Annotated in this window: 14 protein-coding genes; 3 read left to right on the top strand and 11 right to left on the bottom strand. The window is 55.4% G+C overall.

Going from position 1 to position 21218, the window contains the following annotated elements; genetic code table 11:
- The first annotated feature begins 85 nt into the window (after positions 1-85).
- On the top strand, positions 86-979 hold the full coding sequence (locus tag K1558_RS00705; protein ID WP_238649458.1) for an AraC family transcriptional regulator: 894 nt from the start codon (positions 86-88) through the stop codon (positions 977-979).
- A 72-nt stretch (positions 980-1051) separates the two neighbouring features.
- On the opposite strand, the gene K1558_RS00700 is transcribed toward K1558_RS00705, so the two are convergent.
- Together K1558_RS00700 and K1558_RS00695 are read right to left on the bottom strand one after the other, a co-directional pair.
- Positions 1052-2479 (bottom strand): family 43 glycosylhydrolase, encoded by a 1428-nt coding sequence (locus tag K1558_RS00700; RefSeq protein ID WP_238649457.1) that lies wholly within the window; start codon positions 2477-2479, stop codon positions 1052-1054.
- Between the two features lie 22 nt (positions 2480-2501).
- The gene (locus K1558_RS00695; RefSeq protein ID WP_238649456.1) at positions 2502-4325 is read right to left on the bottom strand and encodes a family 43 glycosylhydrolase; all 1824 of its coding nucleotides are present in this window, start codon (positions 4323-4325) and stop codon (positions 2502-2504) included.
- A 222-nt stretch (positions 4326-4547) separates the two neighbouring features.
- Here K1558_RS00695 and K1558_RS00690 point away from each other — a divergent pair, with 222 nt between their 5' ends.
- The gene (locus tag K1558_RS00690; RefSeq protein ID WP_238649455.1) at positions 4548-5696 is read left to right on the top strand and encodes a family 8 glycosyl hydrolase; all 1149 of its coding nucleotides are present in this window, start codon (positions 4548-4550) and stop codon (positions 5694-5696) included.
- Between the two features lie 369 nt (positions 5697-6065).
- Here the strand turns inward: K1558_RS00690 and K1558_RS00685 are convergent, their stop codons facing one another.
- The 5 genes from K1558_RS00685 to K1558_RS00665 form a co-directional block, all read right to left on the bottom strand.
- A complete protein-coding gene (locus tag K1558_RS00685) occupies positions 6066-7739 on the bottom strand; it encodes a response regulator (protein ID WP_238649454.1) in 1674 nt (557 codons plus the stop codon).
- Positions 7717-9483 carry a sensor histidine kinase gene (locus K1558_RS00680; RefSeq protein WP_238649453.1) on the bottom strand — a complete coding sequence of 589 codons (1767 nt, stop codon included), beginning with the start codon at positions 9481-9483 and terminating at the stop codon, positions 7717-7719. The genes K1558_RS00685 and K1558_RS00680 overlap by 23 nt, the downstream gene beginning before the upstream one ends.
- An 81-nt stretch (positions 9484-9564) precedes the next feature.
- A complete protein-coding gene (locus K1558_RS00675) occupies positions 9565-10416 on the bottom strand; it encodes a carbohydrate ABC transporter permease (protein ID WP_420800396.1) in 852 nt (283 codons plus the stop codon).
- Positions 10417-10499: 83 nt separating this feature from the next.
- Positions 10500-11399, bottom strand: coding sequence for an ABC transporter permease (locus K1558_RS00670; RefSeq protein ID WP_238649451.1), 900 nt, complete (start codon positions 11397-11399; stop codon positions 10500-10502).
- 72 nt (positions 11400-11471) lie between these two features.
- Complete coding sequence (locus K1558_RS00665; RefSeq protein WP_238649450.1) at positions 11472-13202, bottom strand: extracellular solute-binding protein; 1731 nt, start codon at positions 13200-13202, stop codon at positions 11472-11474.
- A 202-nt stretch (positions 13203-13404) separates the two neighbouring features.
- Between K1558_RS00665 and K1558_RS00660 the strand changes: the two genes are divergently transcribed.
- On the top strand, positions 13405-14169 hold the full coding sequence (locus tag K1558_RS00660; RefSeq protein WP_238649449.1) for a helix-turn-helix domain-containing protein: 765 nt from the start codon (positions 13405-13407) through the stop codon (positions 14167-14169).
- Between the two features lie 337 nt (positions 14170-14506).
- Here the strand turns inward: K1558_RS00660 and K1558_RS00655 are convergent, their stop codons facing one another.
- The 4 genes from K1558_RS00655 to K1558_RS00640 all read right to left on the bottom strand — a co-directional run bounded on the left by K1558_RS00655 (position 14507) and on the right by K1558_RS00640 (position 21152).
- Entirely contained in the window at positions 14507-16045 is a 1539-nt protein-coding gene (locus K1558_RS00655; RefSeq protein ID WP_238649448.1) for a carboxylesterase/lipase family protein, read from the bottom strand.
- 197 nt (positions 16046-16242) lie between these two features.
- Positions 16243-17754, bottom strand: coding sequence for a WG repeat-containing protein (locus tag K1558_RS00650; RefSeq protein ID WP_238649447.1), 1512 nt, complete (start codon positions 17752-17754; stop codon positions 16243-16245).
- A gap of 91 nt (positions 17755-17845) precedes the next feature.
- Positions 17846-18334 (bottom strand): LURP-one-related/scramblase family protein, encoded by a 489-nt coding sequence (locus K1558_RS00645; RefSeq protein ID WP_238649446.1) that lies wholly within the window; start codon positions 18332-18334, stop codon positions 17846-17848.
- A 100-nt stretch (positions 18335-18434) separates the two neighbouring features.
- A complete protein-coding gene (locus K1558_RS00640) occupies positions 18435-21152 on the bottom strand; it encodes a glycosyl hydrolase family 95 catalytic domain-containing protein (protein ID WP_238649445.1) in 2718 nt (905 codons plus the stop codon).
- Positions 21153-21218: the final 66 nt, after the last annotated feature.

Raw genomic sequence — 21218 nt, 5'->3', positions numbered from 1 at the left:
TATAATGATATTATTATTGATAGCGGATTCTCTACCAGATATTTGCGGTTTGTCAGCATAATATTACGATAATCAGGAGGACACCATGTACGAACACCGTTACCGGGAGCACAAGCTGCACGGCCAGCCGGAATTCCCGCTGCATATCTACAAGGTTGAGCATCAGGCGGGCGCACATTCCATCCTGCCGGTGCATTGGCATAATGAGATGGAGATTATCTATATGGCAGCCGGGCAGGCCGTCTTCCATATTGAGAGCCGTGAATGTCCCCTTCAGACAGGCGACGCCCTGATCGTTCATCCCGGGGAGCTTCATTCCGGCACGGACACCGGCTCCGGGGATACGTGTTACTACTCCATTGTCTTCCGCATTTCCTGGCTGTCCTCTGCACAGCCCGACCGCGTGCAGGAACAGGTCCTGGACCCGCTCCTGCAGGAGACGGCCCGGTTGCCCGTTCTGTTATCTGCGGCGGATAGCGCCCATCTCCCGCTGCTCCGGCTGGTCAGAGAGCTGCTCTCGCGTTATGACCGAAAGGCTCCTGCCTATGAGATGAGCCTGAAGGCGCTGCTGCTGCTGTTCATCGCTGACAGCTACCCGTTCGCAGAGACAGGGATGGAGCCTGATCCGGGAACCCGCCGCGTGCGGGAGGACAACCGGCAGATCCGGCAGGTGCTGAGCTATATGGAGGAGCATTCGCGCGAGAAGCTGGAGCTGGATCAGCTGGCGGCGGTGGTGTCACTAAGCCGCTCGCATTTCTGTAAGTTTTTCAAAGACCGGACCGGCATGAGGCCAATGGAATATCTCAACTATATCCGCATCAGCCAGGCGGCCAGCCTGCTGCGCAGCGGCGCGTATAATGTGCTGGAGGCTGCCCTGGAATCCGGGTTCCAGCATGTCAGCTACTTCACCAAATGGTTCAAGCATTATATGGACATGACGCCCTCAGAGTATAAAGCCCGGTACGCCTCCGGACTGTAATAGCCTCTAGACAGCAAAACAGCAGCCCCATCAGCGAATGCTGAGGTACTGCTGTCTTTTTTTCAAGCAGGATTATGCCAGTGTAAAGGAACCCAGCTGCGCTCCGCCGCCGCCGGTATAAGTGAAGTACAAGGACTGAACCCCGTCAGGAATAGCTACGTCAGTAGTGTATTCGGTCCACACATTCGTGAAGCCTACCGGGATTGAAGCCAGCGCCGGTCCGTCCCAGGCAGTCTTCACCTGGAATTCGCCATGGCAGTAGCCGCGCACCTTGATGGAGACCCGGGTAACTCCCTTACAATCGAAGTATTTGAAGCCAGCCGTTGCTGAATCAGTCATATTGGCAATATAACCAATCTCCTCATCGCCGTCGCCACCGTCCTGGGTAATCTTCGGGAACCGGCTGTCCATCCAGGCCCCCACCTTGCCGAAGCCTCCGGTGTACATCTCCTGATCCTTGGTGAACAGGTGGCAGGCCAGATAAGCCGGATATTCTCCGCGTCCTTCCAGCGGGCCGCCGTTCGGGCCGGAGGTCGTAATCTCCACCTGCGGGATCGTACCGTCTTCCAGGAACGTAATCGGCTCAATGCAGCCTTGGCGCGAGAACGCAGTCCCGTTCGTATGACGGTGATAGAAAATATACCACTGCCCCTGAATCTCCACGATACTGCCGTGGTTATTCCCGCCGTAATACATCGTCTGCTCCGCAGGCTTGTACGTATCGATATGCAGATCGCAGTTACTGACAATCACTCCCTGGTAGACGAAGTCCCGGGTCGGATGCTTGCTGGTCGCATAACACAGCTCATGCATGGAGATAGAGGAGTAGACCAGGTAGTAGATATCGCCTCTTTTGCGGATGGAAGGGGCCTCGAAGAACTCAAAACCCTCGAATCCCGTCCCCTGGCTATAAGGCTGGCTCGGTGCCACAAACACAGGCTCTTCAATAATGGTAAGCATATCTGGACCCAGTACAGTGGCCATCGCCCCGTGTCTGGATTTGTCGCCGTATCCGCAAAAGCCGGTGTACAGGTAAGTCGTATCGCCTTCGGTCAGTACCCCCGGGTCGAACTGCGGCTCATCGCCTGCCCGTTCGCCCAGGCGCGTGCCGTCTTTATAGGTGACATAGCCGTAGAATTCATATTTGCCGCCCGGCTTATCACAGACTGCCACCGATACCACCGGAACCTTGTCCAGTACATAGTACAGATAATAGCGGCCATCCGGTCCCTGCGTTACATCCGGTGCGTACAGGCACATCCGGCCATCCGGGTTCAGCGGGTCATCCGTGGCCCGGTACATAATACCTTCATACCGCCAATCGCCCAGATTGTCCTCCGGTGCCGACCAGCAGGCATAGTCATTCAGACAGAAGGCGTGTCCGTTGAACCGGTCATGCGAGCCATAGACATACACTCTTCCTTCATATACATACGGCTCCCCGTCCGGGATGTACTCCCAGGATGGCAGATACGGGTTAATTCCTTGTTGCTTAGCCATGATTATTCCTCCTGATTATGAATTAAGATGCGGGTACTGTTACTTGTATAGTGCAACCGGCGTAATCCGGGTGGACATCTCTATCTCCGGCGACATCAAGCACAGGCACACCCTTAGCGTTAAAATGCACCCGGTGCATCGCCGAGCACCGCGTTCCATGCTTCACCAGCTGCTCCTCCCCGTGATACAGAATGAGCAGCGTGCCGTCCACATCGCGGCAGAAGGAATTATGCCCCGGGCCAAAGACCCCTTCCAGCGAATAATAGGACAAGGACGGCGTGCTGGGCTTGTGCCAGGCAGCGGCATCCAGATAATCGCTGCCCCGCGGAATGCTTAACAGCCCTACCGCATAGGTGTACCCCGTTGCCGCTCCGCCGGAGTAGGCGATATACACCGTATCCTCCGTGATCAGCGGATACGGGCCTTCGTTGTTGATCGTGCCCTGAACATTCTCCCAGCCCAGCAGCGGGCGGGTGAGCAGCACCGGCTCGCTGGTGAGCACCGCAGGGTTCGCTTCATCGACGGTGGCGATATAGATCATGGAGCCGGTATCGAGCGGTGAGCCAATTCCCTTACGGTAGGACCAGAGCACACAGGATGTTCCGTCTGCCTGGAAATAGGTCATATCCAGCGTAATCCCTTCTTCAGCCAGCGGTGTGCCGTCCATCCGCTTCACCCGGACGGGCTCGTTCCAATCAGCCGCCTGCATAATATCTCCGCCGGATTTGAGCTTCATGATATGGCACTGCGGGCCCCAGACCTTGCCGCCTACGGCGAACAGAATGTACAATTCTCCGCCGATCAGGTGGAATTCCGGCGCCCAGAAGGTCTGGATGAAGCTGCGCTCCTCATCCAGATCCAGAATGACTGTTTCCCGGAATCCGGGGGTGAATAGGTCGTCTATGGTGTCCGCTTCCCGGACAAAAATCCCGATATTGTTGACATTGTCATTGGTCGCCAGGAAATAGTATTTGCCGTTCCAAGGGAGGAGGACCGGGTCGGCATATCCGCTTGCCAACGGGAACGGATAGTTATGCGTAACGACCTTGCCTTGTACGGTATACGTTCCGGGTACGCTGAAGTCGATCCCCCGCGTATCCCAGGCTACACGCTTGTCTGCGGTGGAGCCGTCAGAGTAAACCGCAGTCGCGGTAACGGCTGAGAGCTCATCCGCCGAGCTGGCAGTGACCTGCTCCGCTACGCGGATACTGGTATTGTATACCGGTGTCCAGGCATCCTGCACCTGGCGGCCGGAAGTCTCATCCAAGGAGAGCACATTGCCCGGACGGGTGCCGGGAAGCGGCTGGTCTGGCCGTTCTGCTGCATAAGCTTCCGCCCGTTCCGGCGGCGAGATACGATCCGGCTGCCCCAGGTCCGCGAGCCGGTTCACATAATAGTTCCCGCCGTTATCCTGCCAGCGCAGCTCATAGCCTGCACCTGTCGCATCTGGTACACAGATGGCCTCCTGGACATATAGCTCCTTGTCCAGCTGCACCAGTCCCCGGCTCTCGAAGGTGACCAGATCAGCCGAGGTCCACAGCAGAATCTGCCCTCTGCTCTCTTCATCATCCTCCCCGGAAGCGGTTACTCTTACAGCCACGATGCCGTATGAACCGTCTGCTGTGCGGAAGAGATAGGGGTTCTTCAGTCCTTTTTCATGAATCACATTGTTCTCATCTACGGTTGCCGCGGCAAACAAAATGCCATAATTCCGGTTAAGCGGCTGCCATCCCTGCTGCCCGTCACTATAAGCCAGATGAACGCTGTTCGCCAGAGACGCTGTATAATCCTGGTCGGGAATGCGTGTATACACTGTAAGCTTCAACTGATTCTGCACTCTATTCATATGACTATCACCTTCACTTTGTAGTGGTCTAAGCTACGTCCCTATCAGTATAGAGAACAGGCGGAAGGCAAGTCCATGACATATAGACACTTAACATTGATCTATCCTTAGATCGGCGGAGCGCAGGCGAAATCCCCTATAAATTTTCAGGAAAACGCTTTAATCTCTTCAGTGCGGCTTATGGTATACTGGGGCGGAATATTATCCACATGGAGGATGGTTATGAATAATCACGCAGCAGGCTCCTATCATACAGGAGAATACAGAAATTTGTTCCTTGAAAATGGAGTCAGCGAGGAAGCGATCCGGCAGCGGCTGGAGGATACCTGGAACGAGCTGTTCTACGGCGCAGCGGATGTGCGGATCTATCATCCTATGGATGACGATAAGGGGTATATTGTGGACACCGGCAATACCGATGTGCGCACGGAAGGCATGTCCTATGGCATGATGATGGCAGTTCAACTGGACAAAAAAGAGGAGTTCGACCGGCTCTGGAAGTTCGCCAAGGAGTTCATGCAGCATACGGAGGGCCGTTATAAGCATTACTTTGCCTGGCACTGCAAGCTGGACGGCACCCGGCTGTCGCAAGGCCCGGCCCCGGACGGGGAGGAGTTCTTCGCGCTGGCGCTGTTCTTCGCCTCTAACCGCTGGGGTGATGGTGCAGAGCCGTTCAACTATTCCGAGCAGGCCAGAATCATTCTCCGCGCTTGTGTGCACAAGGGAGAGGATGGCGAAGAAGGCGATCCGATGTGGGATCCGGAGACCCGGCTGATCAAGTTCATCCCCGAGACCCCGTTCAGCGATCCGTCCTATCATCTGCCGCATTTCTATGATTTGTTTGCACTCTGGGCGGATGAAGCGGACCGGTCCTTCTGGAAAGACGCAGCTACCCGGAGCCGGGACTATCTGCACCTGGCCTGCCACCCGGTCACCGGACTGTCCCCGGAATACGCCAACTATGACGGGACTCTGACGGAACCTCAGCCGCACGGCGACTTCCGCCACTTCTTCAGCGACGCCTACCGGGTAGCCGCCAACATTGGCCTCGACTACGAATGGTTCCGCTGCGACCCTTGGCAGGTGGAACAATCGAACCGGATTCAGGCGTTCTTCCTGGACATCGATCCGGCCGATTACCGCCGCTATACGATTGACGGGCAGCCGTTCGACGAGCCTTCCCTGCACCCGGTCGGCCTGCTGGCCACTCTCGCCATGGCCTCGCTTGCTGCCGATGGCCCGGACGCCGGACACTTCGTCAATCTGTTCTGGAACACCCCGCTGCGCACCGGTGAGCGGCGGTACTACGACAACTGCCTGTACTTCTTCAGCCTGCTGGCGCTCAGCGGGAACTACCGGATTTATAAGTAACTGTAAGCTGCTTCAGGCAATCCGCCCACCTACGGCGGGGATGAAAAATGAGGAGCGCTTGTCCTGCACAAGTGGCTCCTCATTTGCTTGTTCGCCAACGTCTGGCATATTCAGGTGCACTAATGCACCTTATTCGCTCATTTCGCCGGCGTCCGGCTTATTCAAGTGCACTTCTGCACCTCATTCGCTCAACGGTCCGCATCCAAAGGGATTTATCCCTCTCATTTCACCAGTTACTCAACTTCCAGCTCCATCAAAGGGATTTATCCCTTTCATCTCACCAATCTCCTAACTTCCAGCATCACCAAAGGAGCTGTCCCAATCAGCCATTTCATGGCTTTTGGGACAGCTCCCTTCATCACTTCTCCCTCACCCGCCAACCACATCCGTGCGGTACTCCTGCGGCGTGGTTCCGGTCCACTTTTTGAAGACACGGGTGAAGGATTGCGGGGTGACGTAGCCGATCTGCGAGCCGACCTCGGCAACCTTCAGCTCTCCTTGCCGCAGCAGCTCCTTGGCCTGGCGGACGCGCAGCTCCTCGATATACTCGGACAGGTTGATGCCCCGTTCCTGCTTGAACAAGCGTGACAGATAGGAGGGATTGAAGTGGATCACATCGGCCAGACGGACCAGCGACAGGTCCTGGTCGAGATTCTCTTCTATATATAAGCAGATCCGGTCGATCACACTGGCCGCCCGCTTCTGCTCCCCGCTCTTCCGCACCGAGAACAGGTTTCCGGCCGTGTCCTCCAGATAACGGAATGCTTCACCCCAGGTCCGGTGCGCTTCCAGGTTCATCAATCCACAGGTGGCTATCCCTTCGTCGGCCTCCCAGCGGTTGATGTACGACATCAGCATCAGAGCAATCGTGTAATACAGTTCCGTCAGATAAGGATTGCCCCGCGTGCATTCCTGGCCCGCCGGCTCGGCCATCTCTCTGAACAACTGAAGGAAATCCTCCTTGCGTCCCGCCTCCAGATGGGCGGCCAGCGTCTCGGCTTTATCGCGCAGGAACCGGTCACGGACCTGATCCGGTACCGCAGCCTCATGCAGATGCACCCGCTGCACCATCCGCTCCCCGTCACCCGCCCGGTAGTGCTGGACCTGCCGCACCTTGTCGTACAGGCCCGGAAGCATCGCCCACGTGGACTGCTCGGCGCTGAGCGTAATGGCTACCGTAACGCCCAGCGATTCCTGGCAGGTCTGCTGGATCAGCTCGAAGGTACCCTCGAGAAATTTGCCAATCTGTTCAGTCTGGTCCACTTGCTCCACCTGCTCCATCTGCACCCCATGCTCTCCCACCTCAGCCCTGTCCACCGCCCACGACCCGTCAGGCTGAATCAGCCAGATCAGGTCGCCGAAGCGGTCAATGACCCCAAGGCTGACCGTCCGCTCCTTCAGCAGCTTCTCCGACAGGAACTTGACGGCAAGCGCCGTCTCCTGCCGCTCAGTATAAGTCCGCGCAGCATCGGAATCGGTCAGGCTGCCCAAGGCGAGCAGCACCGGCGCAGACGCATCCAGCGGAATGCGCAGACGCTCGAAGTCTTCCGCCACATCCTGTTCCACCTTCACACTGTGGATCAGATGGCGGAAATATCCGCCCTGCGCCAGCGTCTCCAGCGTATTCAGCTGCTCCTTAGCCTCACGGATCAGGTCATTGGCCTGCATCGTGTCCTGCAGTTCCTGCAATGACCGCTTGACCGCCTCAATCAGCTTGGGATACCCTTCGTTCTTCAGCACATACTGAACGCCCGGGGCCTGAATCGCCTGATAGACATAATTGAAGTCACTGTGTCCGGTCAGGAACACCAGCTTGCACTGCGGCCACCGGCGGCGGATATGCTCCATCAGCTCCATTCCGTCCATCTCGGGCATACAGATATCGGACAGAACAATATCGACCCGGGTGCGGTCCAGCAGCTCCAGCGCCTCCCGGCCCGAGTAGGCCTTGTAGAGGTCGAGGCCCAGGTCCATTTTGCCAAACACCACCGCCAGTCCGTCCGTGATAATCTCTTCATCGTCAACGATAAGCATCCGGTACATCTGCACCCTCCCCTCCAGTCGTCAGCAGGATGGTTACTCTAAGTCCGCCCAGCTCGCTCCGGTCCACCAGCAGGCCGCTTTCTTCCCCGAAGGTAATGCGGATGCGCCGGTGAATATTCACCAGCCCCGTCGTCTCCGCCTGCTCCTGGCAGGCATTCAGCGACTTCTTGAGCTGCGCCAGCGTCTCCTCGGTCAGCCGGTCCCCGTTATCCTCCACAATAATGCGGATGCAGGCCTCCTCCTGCTCAAAACGCACAATGATCAGGCCCTCCATCGCCTTCTTTTCCAGACTGTGCTTGAACGCATTCTCCACTATCGGCTGCACGATCAGCCGCGGGACCTGCACGGGCTTCAGCGTCTCGGACAGAGGATCGAACCGGACCGTAATCCGCCGCGAGAACCGCATGGCCTGAATTTCGGTATACATCCGCGCATGATGAATCTCCTGCTCCATCGTCACCAGGTCGGAGGCGTTGCGGGTCACGAACTGGAAATACTCGCCGAGCAGCGTCGTAAGCTGTTCAATCCGCTCGGTGTCGCCGGTTTTGGCCATCGTGTTGAGAATGAAGAAGCTGTTATACAGAAAATGCGGGTTAATCTGCGACTGCAGCTGCTTCAGCTCGGCCCGCTGAGCCATAATCTTCTGCTTGTAGACCTGATCGATCAGGGAATGCAGATTGCTGACCATCTGATTGAAACGGCTGTACAGATAACGGAATTCATCCCGCGACTCATGCTTGATGTAAATGTCCAGATCCCCCTGCTCCATTCTGCGGAAGCTTTTGACCAGGGTCAGCATCGGCTTGTGGATGAACTTATAGGTAGACATGGCAAAAGCGACAATGATCGCCAGCCCGGCCACGGCAAACACCCAGGCCCAGGTATAGAATTTGCTCAGCGGGGTCTTGATGATCGCCTCCGGGATCATACGGTAGATCGACAGGCCCAGCTCCTGGGAGCCGGCCTGGACAATATAGTAGGGCGCACCGGCGATCCTCAGCCGTTCCCCCGAGGCCACATCGCGAATCTCCCGGACGTACTGCGACTTATCCGCCTGCGCCAGCTCACCGGTCACACTCGACAGAGCTACGCTTGAGGTGTCCGACAGCAGCAGCGTACCGCTGCCCGGATAGGTGTTGAATTGGCCCAGCGCCGCCCGCAGCTCTTGCGCGTCCAGCTCAATCTCCACCGTGAACAGCGGCTCCGCCCCTTTGATTCCCCGCTGCTTCATCGCGCTGAGGTAGAGACCGCCGTCCCATTCAATCACCGGGGAGCGCTGGTCGCCGAACACCGAGCGGATCTCGCGGAAGCGCTTTATCTCCAGATCGCGCACGCCCCCGACCGAGGAGATCGTCCGTCCGATGGTCATGATATGCACCCGTACATCCTTAATATATGTGCTGCTGTTCTGCACGATGAATAGGCGCTTCATGAGCGAATTCAGATTCTCCGTGCGGTCAATCACCGCCAGCGTCTCCCAGGTCAGCGCCAGCTTGTTCAGGTCCTCATCCTCCAGCAGACTGTACTGCAGCAGCTTCATCCGCTCGATCTCATTCTCCATATCACTGAGGTAGAACGCCGTCTGGGCCGTGGCCGAGGTGCGGATGTCGGCGCTGGCCGTGTGCAGAATCCACTGGTACAGATAGACCGCGAAGACAATAATCGGCAGCATAATGAGCAAAAAGGTAACAATCAGGCGCAGAAAGATCGTATTGCGCAGGGAAAAGTCCTTTTGGAACAACAATGCCAGGCCCCCCAGAATCATTTTCACCATTATAGCCTGATTGGCGGGAGAAGCGCAGGCTGATGCATAACTTCCCTGAATTTATCCTTTGACACTGCCGAGTACAATTCCCTTCACGAAATACTTCTGCAGGAACGGATATGCCAGAATAATCGGCAGCGAGCCGAGGAAGATCTGGGAGGACTTCAGTGTCCGGTCCGAGATCAGCGCCAGGTCCAGCATCGCATCACGCGACATATTCGACAGGTTCTGCTGGATGACAATGGTCTGAATATAGCTCTGCAGCGGATAGTTTGCCGGATTCCCCATTAAGAGGAGACCGTCGAACCAGCTGTTCCAGTGCTCCACCATCGAGAACAAGGCCAGTGTAGCCAGCGCAGGCTTGGAGATGGGCACGAAGATGGACCAGACCGTCCGGAAGTGGCCGGCCCCGTCAATGAGCGCCGCTTCCTCCAGCTCCTTCGGAATCTCGCGGAAGAAGTTAAGCAGCAGCACTACGCTGAATACCGGGACCGCACCGGGCAGCACCAGCGCCCAGATCGAATCGAGCAAGCCGTACTCCTTGAGCGTGGTATACCAGGGAATCAGCCCCCCGTTGAACAGCATAGTGATGAAAAAAGCCCAGGCATATACACTGCGGAACCGCAGGGCATGTGACTCTTTGGACAAAGGGTAGGCCACGAGGATTGTCAGCAGCAGGTTCAGCGGCGTCCCGATCCCGATCCGGGTCAGTGATACCACCATCGACTGCCAGAATTCCGTGCGGCTCATCGTATACATATACGAAGCGAACGTGAAATCTACCGGCCAGAGCCGGACATATCCGGCGGATGCCGCTGCGCTTGAACTGAAGGATACAGCGACAATATGAATAAGCGGCAGGATACAGAGCAGTGAGACCAGAATGAGAAAGGTGGCGTTCAGCACCGATATCCCGTCGAACTTCTTTTTACGGTGAACAGTAGTTAGGTCTGCCTGGTTAGGCGTCAGCGGTTGCTGCAAGGGATCTCCCTCCTCTAAAAAATCCGGTACTTGGCAAAACGGTAAGCCAGGAAATACGAGCTGGAAATCAAGGTGAGCGAGATGATGGACTTAAAGAAGCCCACAGCCGTCGCCACGCCATATTGCGCATCCAATAGCCCAATCCGGTAGACGAAGGTATCCAGAATATCTCCGCTCTCATAGACCTGCGGGCTGTACAGGTTAAATACCTGGTCGAAGCCGGCGTTCAGCAGCTGCCCCAGACTGAGCACCGACAGCAGGACAATGACCATGCGGATACCGGGGATGGTGATATGCCATGTTTTGTGCCAGCGGTTCGCCCCGTCAATCGTCGCTGCTTCGTATAATCCGGGGTCAATGCCCGTAATGGCTGCCAGGTAGACTATCGTGCCGTACCCGAAGTTCTTCCAGACATCCGAAGCGATCAGTGTAAAAGGAAACCAGTCGTTATCACCGAGGAAAAAGATTTTGGAGACGCCGAACAGGCCGAGGAATTCATTGACGATCCCGCCTGACGGGGACAGAATATCAATCAGAATCCCCCCCAGCACGACCCAGGACAGGAAATAAGGCAGATAGATCGCGGTTTGCACCGTTCTCTTAATGACATTGCTCGCAAGCTCATTCAATAATATCGCGAAGACAAGCGGGACAATCAGGCCGAGAATCAGCTTCAGGCTGGAAATAAACAGGGTATTCCACAGCACCTGGGTGAAATTCGGCAGGCTCATCACATATTCAAAGTTATCGAAGCCCACCCACTTCTGGTCCCCGAACAGGCCCTTGGCGGGAATAAACTTCTGGAACGCTATCATGACACCGGCCATCGGAACGTAAGAGAACAGGATGATCATAATCAGTCCCGGCAGCAGCATCAGATGAAGCGGCAGTTCTTTGCGCAATTTCGATCTCATCGTTATCCTCCACATCTGCAGGCTAGAATGGAATGGAGGAAGAAAAGGGTGCTTTCTTCCTCCATCCGCGCATTATTTCTTAGTCGCTGCGTACCATTCATTGACCTCTTGCGTAATTTGATCTCCGCCCAGCTTCTTCCAATCCTTCACGAACTGGTCGAACTTCTCAATCGGCTCACCCAGAATAATTTTGACGAAAATTTCATTCTGCTGCTTCTCAAGCGTCGTTTTGCGTTCGACCATGGTCGGCGTTGGAGCACCGACGAATTTCTCCTGAATGAACTGGTCATTCTTGATATACTGGTCAGCTATGCCCATGGAGCCCTGCTCGCCGTAGATCCGCTCCCAGCCCCATAGAGAGAAGCCTTCGGTTGAGCCTGAAGCGTAGGACTCCAGCTTCTCCTGGATCGTCTTGGCTTCACCTTTCAGGGTCGAGAAGTCCCCGGCCTTGCGGGCAGCATCGATCTCACGGAACGCGTCTACGTTCTTCGTTACCGGATACGGGGTAACCGGGGACAGCTGCCAGACACTCTCCGCTTCCGGCGGTGCATAGTACTTATCGAATTCGGCCGTCTCGCCCCAGTTCTTCTCCAGGTGGAGATTGAACAATTTGATCACGGCTTCCGGATGAGCCGCCCCCTTCTTCACAGCGAAGAAGCGGGTCGTGCTGAATTTCAGCGGCACCTTCGGCGTATCGCCCGATTCAGAGACAATCGGGAAGGCCTGCCACTGCGCCTTGGGATCATTGTCACGGTTCAGCTGCAGCGGCCAGATGGAGTTCCACTGCTCACCGTACTCCATCCCGATCTTGCCGGCAGAGATCAGCTCGGAGACTTTGCCGCCGTCCTTGACGCCGAACTCCTGGTCCAGCTGGCCCTTCTTGGCCATATCCTGCAGCACCTGGAGCGCCTTCTTCACTTCCGGCTGAATGCTGCCGTACACCAGCTTGCCGTTCCCATCCTCCAGCCAGATATTCGGGTACGCATTATACCCGGCCATGAAGCCTTCCAGCCCCATTGCTCCACCCCACAGATCCTTGGTAATCCCAAGACCGTAGGTATCCTTCTTACCGTTCCCGTCAGGGTCCTTCTCGGCGAACGCTTCGGAGATGGCCAGGACGTCCGCCATCGTCTTCGGCGGCTGCAGGCCCAGCTTCTCCAGCCAGTCGGTCCGGATCCAGATGTACATCGAGCGTTCGATGGAGGACTCCAGGGCTGGGATCGCCATCAGCTTGCCGTCGAAGGTAGCGGCATCGAAGACACTTGTGCCTTCACCCGACAGCACCTTCTTGGTGAACGGGGAAGCATATTTCTCGTATAGTGCCGTCATATCCTCAATCTGGCCGGAATCGGCCAGCTGCTTGAGCTGGGTCGCATTGACCGGCGTTACATCCGGCAGATCGCCGGAGGCCAGCGTAACGTTAATCTTCTGGAGATACTGGTCTGAAGTCTGGCTGCCCTTCACGATCCAGTTATACTTAATCTTGATCCCGAGCTGGTCCTCATACAGCTTCGTCCAGCGGTTGTTGTCAATCGTCTCATCCTTCAGCACGCCAAGCACGTTATTCTCTACCACATCGCTAAGGTCTCTGACGAACGACAACTCAATCGGAGGATCATACTTGCCGAGCGGACTCTCATCGACGGCCGCAGGGCTTGCCTGCGGATCATTGCTTGCTGCCGCTTCCTGCTTGCCGTTGCCGGATTCCAGCTTTCCTGAGCACGCGGACAACAGCAGTGCAGACAACAGCAGAATCGAAGCTTTCTTCAGCCACACCGGGCCTTTTCCAGTACCTGTGTTCATGGTCAACCCCCAGTTCATGTTTTGTGGTCTTTATTTGGTTACGCTTTCATTATGGGGGAGGCACCTATTTATTGACAACGCTCACATTTTTACTTCCCTTCTCCGGCATTGACATAAACGGACGATTCTCCCCTCCGTACCTGTCCATAACAGCAAAAAAAACATGCTATAATTAAGCATGTTTACATGGAGGAGAGCGCGAATGGCATTTATTCATTATGTGGAATGCAATACAACACACGCTGCCAATTTTGTCGTGGATGTGCCCGCAGGCTCGCAGTGGCTCCTGGTCATAACCAAGACCCCGGCCCAGTTCTGGGTGCACGGCGGGCTGAAGGTCTACCCTGAACATACGGTGGTTCTTTACCGTCCGCAGCAGAAGGTCTATTACGGAGCATGCGGCGAGCCCTTCGCCAATGACTGGATTCGCTTTGAGGCAGACGAGCCGTATATTACAGAATCGCCGCTGCCCTTCGGTATCCCTTTTGCGTTAAGTGATCCAGACTCCTGCCGGAAGCTGGTGGAGCTGCTGGTCAGCGAGCATCATTTTGACCGGGACTGCAAGGCCTCCTCCATCGATCTGCTGCTGCGCGCCTTGTTCAACAAGCTGTGGGAATCTTATTTCCAGGGCAATATTACCCCGCAATACTACAAGCTGCTGAAGCTGCGCACGTTAATTCAGAGTAACCCCGGAGAATACTGGACCGTCTCCAGAATGGCCGATGTGCTTGAGATCAGTCCAGGGTATCTCCAGAATATTTACAAAAAAGCCTTCGGCCTCTCCTGCATGGGGGATGTCATCAACAGCCGGATCCGCATGGCCAAGGAGTATTTAGTTTACAGCACCGAGAGCATCGCCGAGGTCGCCGCCCGGTGCGGGTATCCGAACGTGGAGCACTTCTGCCGCCAATTCAAGCAGATGACCGGATATACACCGCGCAATTACCAGCGGCAGAGCAGAGGGTAGTACAACGTCAGGTCAATTCCAACATTCCAGTAAGGGTTGAAGCTGCGTTCGTAGCGAATAATCAGAGATAAGTGTATTCTATGCAACTAAAAACAGTGAAACAGAAGGCTTTCCTCTTCTAACTGCATTCTTGTACAACTATATTTTCCCGGATGGGCGAAAATCCAGGTGTAGAGGCATTTTAATTGCACGAAATACAGCTAAACAGAGATTCGGCGGCACATCAGGCTATTTAGTTGTACAGACTGCATTTATGCCTACCCTGGCACCTTAATCGGGCACGGCAACCCTCAGCAAGTACTAGACACTTATTACACCACCTACACTCCTGAACTTATCAACTCTTAACAGGCTTCTTGGCCTTCTTGAAATATTGCTTCACCAGAAAATCCATTACCGCTCCGGGCGGCTGTCTCAAGAACTCCGCCTTGTCAGCAAACAGCATCCCGTAAGGCGCTTCCGGGGTGTACGGCTCCCAGCGCGGCAGCTCTTCGCCGGTGGAATCCGGGCCGTTCGGGTCTCCGGTACGGATGAAGTGCGCGGTATAATTGCACATCTGGCGGGCCAGATCGTAATGCTTGCCGACAAACGGCCGCCAGCACTTGGCCAGCGTCTCGAAGAAGAACCACAGATCCACCGAGTGGAAGGTGCCGGGGTTATCCCAGCCCGGAATCTCGGCATCGAAATTATAGTAATAGAGCGGTGTTCCACCCCCGGTATCGGCATTCGCCTGCCCGGCGATCCGGATCGCGTATTCGATTCCGCTTACTGCCGCCCGCTCTGCTGCTTCTTGCACATTGTCCGGTTTAGCGCCGCTCAGCTCCAGGAAGGTCTCCGCATCTTCCCCGAACATATCCTCAGCGAGCAGCTTGAACTCCTCGTAGGACTGCACCTTCGGGGTGCTGAAGAACTCGGAGGAGGTGTGGCCGAGCATGACCGGCACCTGCCAGCGTTTGTTCTCTACGAACAGATCGAACGGGTTGCCCACCTGGAACTTCTGGTCGGCCACCGTTCCCCAGAACCCGCCAAGCGCTACAGCCTTGTCCCGCAGATAGACCGCATCCAGCTTCCGCGCTTCCGCAAGAGTGGATACGCCGAGATATTTGAAGAACTCGATGCCGTCCTGTTCCGCCTCCTGCAATGTCCCACGAAGCGGCGGCAGCAGCGTTCCCGGATACAGGTCTGTGCAGATACCACTTTCAACAATCGCCCGCTGAAACAAGCCTTCGTTCTGCGGAGAGGTGAGCTGGCTCATGACACTGCCACCGCCAGCAGACTGCCCGCCGATCGTGATATTGTCCGGGTCACCGCCGAAGGCGGCAATGTTGCGCTTCACCCAGCGGGTTGCCGCCTGCTGGTCAAGGTTGCCGAAGTTGGCGGGTGCCTCCGGCGATTCCGCCGTAATCTCGGGATGGCAGAGGAAGCCGAAGATATTCAGCCGGTAGTTGATCGTCACCACCACGATGCCCCGGCGGGCAATCCGTTCGCCGTCGAATTCCATCTCCGCCGGATGGCCCACCTGCAGCCCGCCGCCGAAATACCACACATACACGGGAAGCTTCTCGTCCGCTTGCTTGGCCGGGGTCCATACGTTCAGGTACAGGCAATCCTCGCTCATCGCGATATCCGGCTCTACCGCCCATTCACGGGTATAGATGTTGTTGTCATCAAGCTCCTGTCTGACCTGCATGGAGACCGGTGCGAACTCGTGGGCCTGAAGCACACCCTCCCAGTCTTCGGCAGGCTGGGGTGCACGCCAGCGGTTCTCCCCTACAGGGGGTGCCGCGAACGGAATTCCCTTGAAGCTCGTAATCCGGGGATCGGCTGCGGGCAGGCCCTTGACCATACCGTTCTCAACCTTCACCAATCTAAGCATATTACCGTCTCCTTTACATTTACATTGCCTACACCCCAAATTCTAATCAACCCCCTGGCCCAAAACAATGATCTAAGCAGGATCATAATTGATGTATTCTCACCTAACAGCACACACCAAAAACCCCCTCCGGACCGGCAAGCGATGTTCATTCGCTGCCAGCGGAGGGGAATTTCGTTACACTGCCCAGTCCTTGGTCACTCTATAGCCGGAGAGCCGGTGCTCCACACCACTTTACCAGCTTTATTGATCAGATGAGCTTCATAGACCTCATTGTAATCAATGAATCCTTTGCCCGCCCCGGCCGTAAAGTCCCACATATAGGAATACATCGGCTTGACAATCACCTGTCCCGCAACTGTCTTGAAGCCATAGCCGCCTGTGTCATTATACGAGACCATGCCATCCCCAAATCCCGTAAGCTGGCCGGTGCCCGGAACGGTGATGATCTTGCCCTTGGTATCGACAAGCCGCTGCGTATAATCATGCTTGCCGCTTAGCGTAAGCAGAATATGCCCGTCACGGAACTGTCCGAGAAACGTACTCCCGCCGCTATACTGGGGCTGCACAATCCATTTGCCTGCGGTATCGATGAGACCGCTTTTACCGTTCAACGTTGCCGTAGCCACCCCCTCCGAGAAAGGCGTCGCTGAATCAAAGATCGGCTTGATCACCCACTTGCCTGCGGTGTCGATGAAGCCTGTCCGGAGGACGCTTTTGCCGCCTGCTGTGGTTCTTACGGTTACAGCCGCCAGACCATCCGAGAAGGACTCGCTGTTCTGCAGCCCGGGGATCGGCGGGATCACCATCTGACCGTTGTGGTTAATATAATAGGTCTTGCCTGCCCGGGTCACCTTCGCCAGTCCGTCCGAGAAATCATAAGCCCGGTTGTAGATCCCCGGAATAATAACCTTCCCCGCACGGTTCATATAGCCCATTCGTACCGTAACCCCGCCGTTCTCTGTATTCACAAGATCCTTGAACCAGGCCAGCCCTTCACTGAACAGTCCAAGCTGGTAGTGCGGCGCATCAATGGCAAGCTCCCCTGCACGGTTCATGTACCCGGCGGTATAACCAGACTTCTTCACCGGCAGCAGTTCATCATAACCGAAGTCCAGCTGGGAGGTATATGGCGTCTGCAGCTGCTCCTGCCCCTGGTTGTTCACGAATACGGTCTGGCCTTGATCCTTGAAGCTGAACCAATACTGGCGTTCCAGCTGCTCCTTCGCATCCCCCGCCACGGGACGAAGCTGAATGAAGTTGGTGCCGGGAACCGTAGAGTGGCCTTGGCCGCCGAGCGCTCCAGCTAATGCCAGATCAATAAACCACGCTCCGTTATAATTACGCGGAATCTGCGCCATGAGCTGTACTTTGGCACCGCCTTCATATTCGAGCAAGGCTGTCTTGGTGCCCAGGCGGATCACGGCCTTACGCCCGTCTTTATGGCTTAGCACAATCTCCTTATTCGTGACCGAGGCGATGGTATACCCAAACCGCTCAGAGACCGGGCGAAGCGGCAGCATCACCACCTCCCCCACCTCTATAGGCCCCTCCGGCAAAAATAAATGCTCGCCCTGGTCAAAAATCTCCCAGCGGTCCGCATGGGCCATGGTCCCGCCAAGTCCCAAGCAGGCAGCCAATGCGATCAGGCCTGCAGCCAGCATTCCCGTGAGCTTGTGTCTGTGAAGCCATGAATGAGATAAGTACATCGTAGGAATCCTCCTCCTAAGTCATACAGTTGGGTGGAACTGGAATTAATGTTATAGACGCTTGGAGGAAAGATTAGTTTCACAAATACTCCTAATTAGAAGCAGCAGCACGGTGGTCCGACTTCACGCAATCAATGGCGACCACAATCGCAACGATGACCGCCTCCAGTTCCTCATTCAGTACTAGCACGCTGTAGCTGTCCCCCCAGGTGAACCACTCTTTGCTGACTTCCCCCACGACGGTTCCGCGCTGCAAGACCTGGAAATCCATGTCCCACCAGTTCCCGTGCACCTCAATATCCGCCGAATCAATCGAATAACGCGCCTTGAAGAACGACAGCTCCTTCTGAATCGTCAGCACCTCACGGCCACCCACTTCCACAAAGAACCGGGGCAGCAAGCTGAACACCTTCTTCGTAATCAGCGCGACTTCCCTTCCACCTGCGTTCATAATCGAGAACGTCTTGGGAATCTGCATAAAGCTGCCCTCCACGTAGTACACATCCTGCTCCCGCTCGTTCTTCACCGTGAACTTCTCGCCTATGCTGAATACTTTTTGCTTGATGTAGAGTTGTTTCATGATTTGTATCCTCCGTATTATAGTCTACCTACCTCAGATACGTATCACCGCCTGTCACAGTTTCATTACCCGGTTATTGGATGCCTGCCTCCCCTCGACCTTAATCACATAACGTGAACTCGACAGTAACAGCAATACCGGAACTCAACGTCATGCGAAGATATTTCCCCGCTCCCTCTCCATGCGCCATAGCTTCTTCTCCGTTTACCGTTGCTCTTGTCCAAGGAAGGCCCAATTTCAATTGGAGCTTGTTGGCATCCATCATGGAGTGCAGGGTAACGCTCACTGTTTTGGATGCAAGATCCCATGTTAAAGTGCGGACCTCCAGCCGGGTTCTGGCCATCAATCCATCTATGGACCCAGATTTCCATCCGGGCGGCAGGGCCGGAAGTACCTCAATCTCACCGGTATTGGAGAACAACAAAGCCTCATTCACCGCTCCCACCGTACCGAATAAGGTATCCGTGCAATAGCAGTCATTTCTACCGTTGGTGTCGTGGTCCGTCATCAGCGAGGCATAGTAACCGGAATCCGTCATCATCGGCAAAAGCGAAGCGGCCACTTCGTTGCCGTCCTTCAACCGTGCGCAGACCAGCGCTTTGTGCATCCAGCCATGCCCCGCCGTGGCGTCCGACGTATTGTATTTGTTGCGGTTCTCCATCGCGGTAATAGCAGCTCTCGCAAGCTCAGCATCGTTCTGCGTCTCATAAGCAGGCCAGGCCGGGTAGAGATGGCTCAAATGGCGGTGGTCGTTGTTCTCCGTATATTCATTCATTGCCCATTCGCGCAAAGCGCCGTCCTTGTCCACCTTATAGTCCGGCAGCAGCGCAAGCAATGCTTCCCATCTGGCAACCGCAGCTTCGTATCCATCACGCTTAACCGCCCGCTCCAGGGTGATGACCATATTCAGTCCGTCCCTTGCTGCTGAAATATCCATACTGGCATTAGCCGTAAGCGTGCTGTTATAACCGACAGGGTGATTCTCCGGCGAATAGGCGGGGATGAGCAGATATTTCTCGCCCGGATGCAGCTCCGTCTTCCCTTGCTCATAGCACGCTTTGCCGTTAGCATCTGTATAGTACTCCGGCGTACATAGCTGCTCCCAGAAATTAGCCTGCTTAGTTAACAGCGTAAGCAAGATATCCTGCTCTAAATCCAGATATCCCCTGCCGAGCAGCTCTGCGAATTCTTCATCCGTCAGCCCCCCGTCCTTAACGCTCAGAATCGGCTTCAGCTCATGGATTCTCATGTAATCGTTGATGGGAATCTGCTGGTTGCCGTAACATTGCCAATATTCATAGATGGGCAGAAGACACCAGCTTGCCCCGGCATTCCAATATTGAAACGGGTAATCGTTGTCGTATTCCACATGCATCCCGCGGTCGATATCCGAGTTGACCGATACCTGAAGCGCATCGTGCATTCCGTAGGCCATCCGCGCATTGTATTCGAAATCGGGCGTATTCCGCAAAAAGAAGGTGATATAGCCAAGTTGGGCAATCGTCAAATGACCTGTATTCATCGGCGAGACCTGCAAATTCACGTTGGCGTCGAGAGTATAGATGGCGCGCCAGCCTGGGTTCCACTCTCCCGTCCACATGCCGTATAGCCGTGGAACGCTTGAGCCGCTGCAGCAGATCAAGGCATACCTTCCCTGATTGTACACCTGTTCCATAAAAGCTTGATGGATTTCCGTTTTGGAAGCCTTCTGCGCGTTGATCAAGGTTACATTGTCTGCGGACTTACCCTCGTTGTCGCCTGCCAGAGAGAAACGTACGGCGTTAAATTCTGCGGCGTGCCTCCGGGCATGGGGCGCAAGGGCGGCATTGTAATCGAAGATGCCCGAAGCGTCCTGATATTTTACCGCAACAGCCTTCGTATTCTGCAAAAGACCGTCAACGATCGCATAGCTCGTCTGGCCTGCAAAATCACCAATCTTGCCCAGATCAAAGGTCCGGTCCGATTGCGAAATCAAGTAGACGGCTTCTGCATCGGCCACTTGAATCGCCGGATTCTGCTCTGCTCCAACATTCATTGGTTCATCCGTGTCGGCAAGCAGCACCCGCTTCTGTGTTCCGTTAATGACCACAACCTGAGTCAGACCGGCGTATCCCCCATCGGCCAGCTCGCTGCCCGGGTAGGAGGGGTAATGGGCCACCTGTGCGATATAGTCCGCATTCGGATTAACCAGCTTCTTGTATTGGAGCGCCGTCACCTCGGTCGCCCCGTCCTGCGCTTTGTACATCCCCGAAATGTCATCTATTGAAATGATCATGTTGATCTTGGCACCGGTGGAGGATTGCGAGATCCTCGTAATCGATACATTGTCTTCCCTGGACGTAAAAGAGGTGCGCACCCACTCTCCACCTCCATCGGAGTATCGCACACCGGTTTCCGCTGTCTCATAATTCGTCCATCTTTCATAGCCGGACACGGTTCCCTTATTCTCGACGCTTAGCCGGAGCTGGTGTCCCGGATGATAGCTGTAGAGAAAGGTTCTAGCCCGGGTGGTCCCGTCCGCAAACGTAATCTTCCATTGATCATTAAGCTGGAAGACATTCCTCCTGGCCTCAGCAAGCTGTCCAGTCAATTCCTCCGGTATCACCCGCGGGTCGCCGGACGGATAGTTGAACCACATATTTTGAAAAATAAAGCTGTCCGAATACGGCGCTCCGGACGTGACGTATCCGTTCTCCCCGTTGCCGCTGACCATTCCGTCCCGCCACGCCCGGCCAGGATTAGACACTGGAATCTCCGTATAGGTGCTGGCGAAATTTCCTTGTTCGTAAAGGCGGACAGGTTGTATATCATTCTTCATGCGGTGATGCTCCCTCCTACTCATTTGACTCTTATTATAAAGATCACCTGACCTCAAGCAGCATTC

Origin of the sequence: Paenibacillus piscarius, assembly GCF_022234545.1 — a bacterium.
Lineage (GTDB): Bacteria > Bacillota > Bacilli > Paenibacillales > Paenibacillaceae > Paenibacillus_AQ > Paenibacillus_AQ piscarius.
Note: the sequence above shows the minus strand (reverse complement) of the source record. Positions and strands in the feature narration are given on the sequence as shown.

Excerpts from the sequence above, each read along its gene's own strand:
- K1558_RS00690 (WP_238649455.1), top strand. The coding sequence starts at position 4,548 with ATGAATAATCACGCAGCAGGCTCCTATCATACAGGAGAATACAGAAAT.
- K1558_RS00685 (WP_238649454.1), bottom strand. The coding sequence starts at position 7,739 with ATGTACCGGATGCTTATCGTTGACGATGAAGAGATTATCACGGACGGA.
- K1558_RS00695 (WP_238649456.1), bottom strand. The coding sequence starts at position 4,325 with ATGAATAGAGTGCAGAATCAGTTGAAGCTTACAGTGTATACACGCATT.
- K1558_RS00645 (WP_238649446.1), bottom strand. The coding sequence starts at position 18,334 with ATGAAACAACTCTACATCAAGCAAAAAGTATTCAGCATAGGCGAGAAG.
- K1558_RS00705 (WP_238649458.1), top strand. The coding sequence starts at position 86 with ATGTACGAACACCGTTACCGGGAGCACAAGCTGCACGGCCAGCCGGAA.
- K1558_RS00670 (WP_238649451.1), bottom strand. The coding sequence starts at position 11,399 with ATGAGATCGAAATTGCGCAAAGAACTGCCGCTTCATCTGATGCTGCTG.
- K1558_RS00660 (WP_238649449.1), top strand. The coding sequence starts at position 13,405 with ATGGCATTTATTCATTATGTGGAATGCAATACAACACACGCTGCCAAT.
- K1558_RS00640 (WP_238649445.1), bottom strand. The coding sequence starts at position 21,152 with ATGAAGAATGATATACAACCTGTCCGCCTTTACGAACAAGGAAATTTC.
- K1558_RS00655 (WP_238649448.1), bottom strand. The coding sequence starts at position 16,045 with ATGCTTAGATTGGTGAAGGTTGAGAACGGTATGGTCAAGGGCCTGCCC.
- K1558_RS00700 (WP_238649457.1), bottom strand. The coding sequence starts at position 2,479 with ATGGCTAAGCAACAAGGAATTAACCCGTATCTGCCATCCTGGGAGTAC.
- K1558_RS00665 (WP_238649450.1), bottom strand. The coding sequence starts at position 13,202 with ATGAACACAGGTACTGGAAAAGGCCCGGTGTGGCTGAAGAAAGCTTCG.
- K1558_RS00650 (WP_238649447.1), bottom strand. The coding sequence starts at position 17,754 with ATGTACTTATCTCATTCATGGCTTCACAGACACAAGCTCACGGGAATG.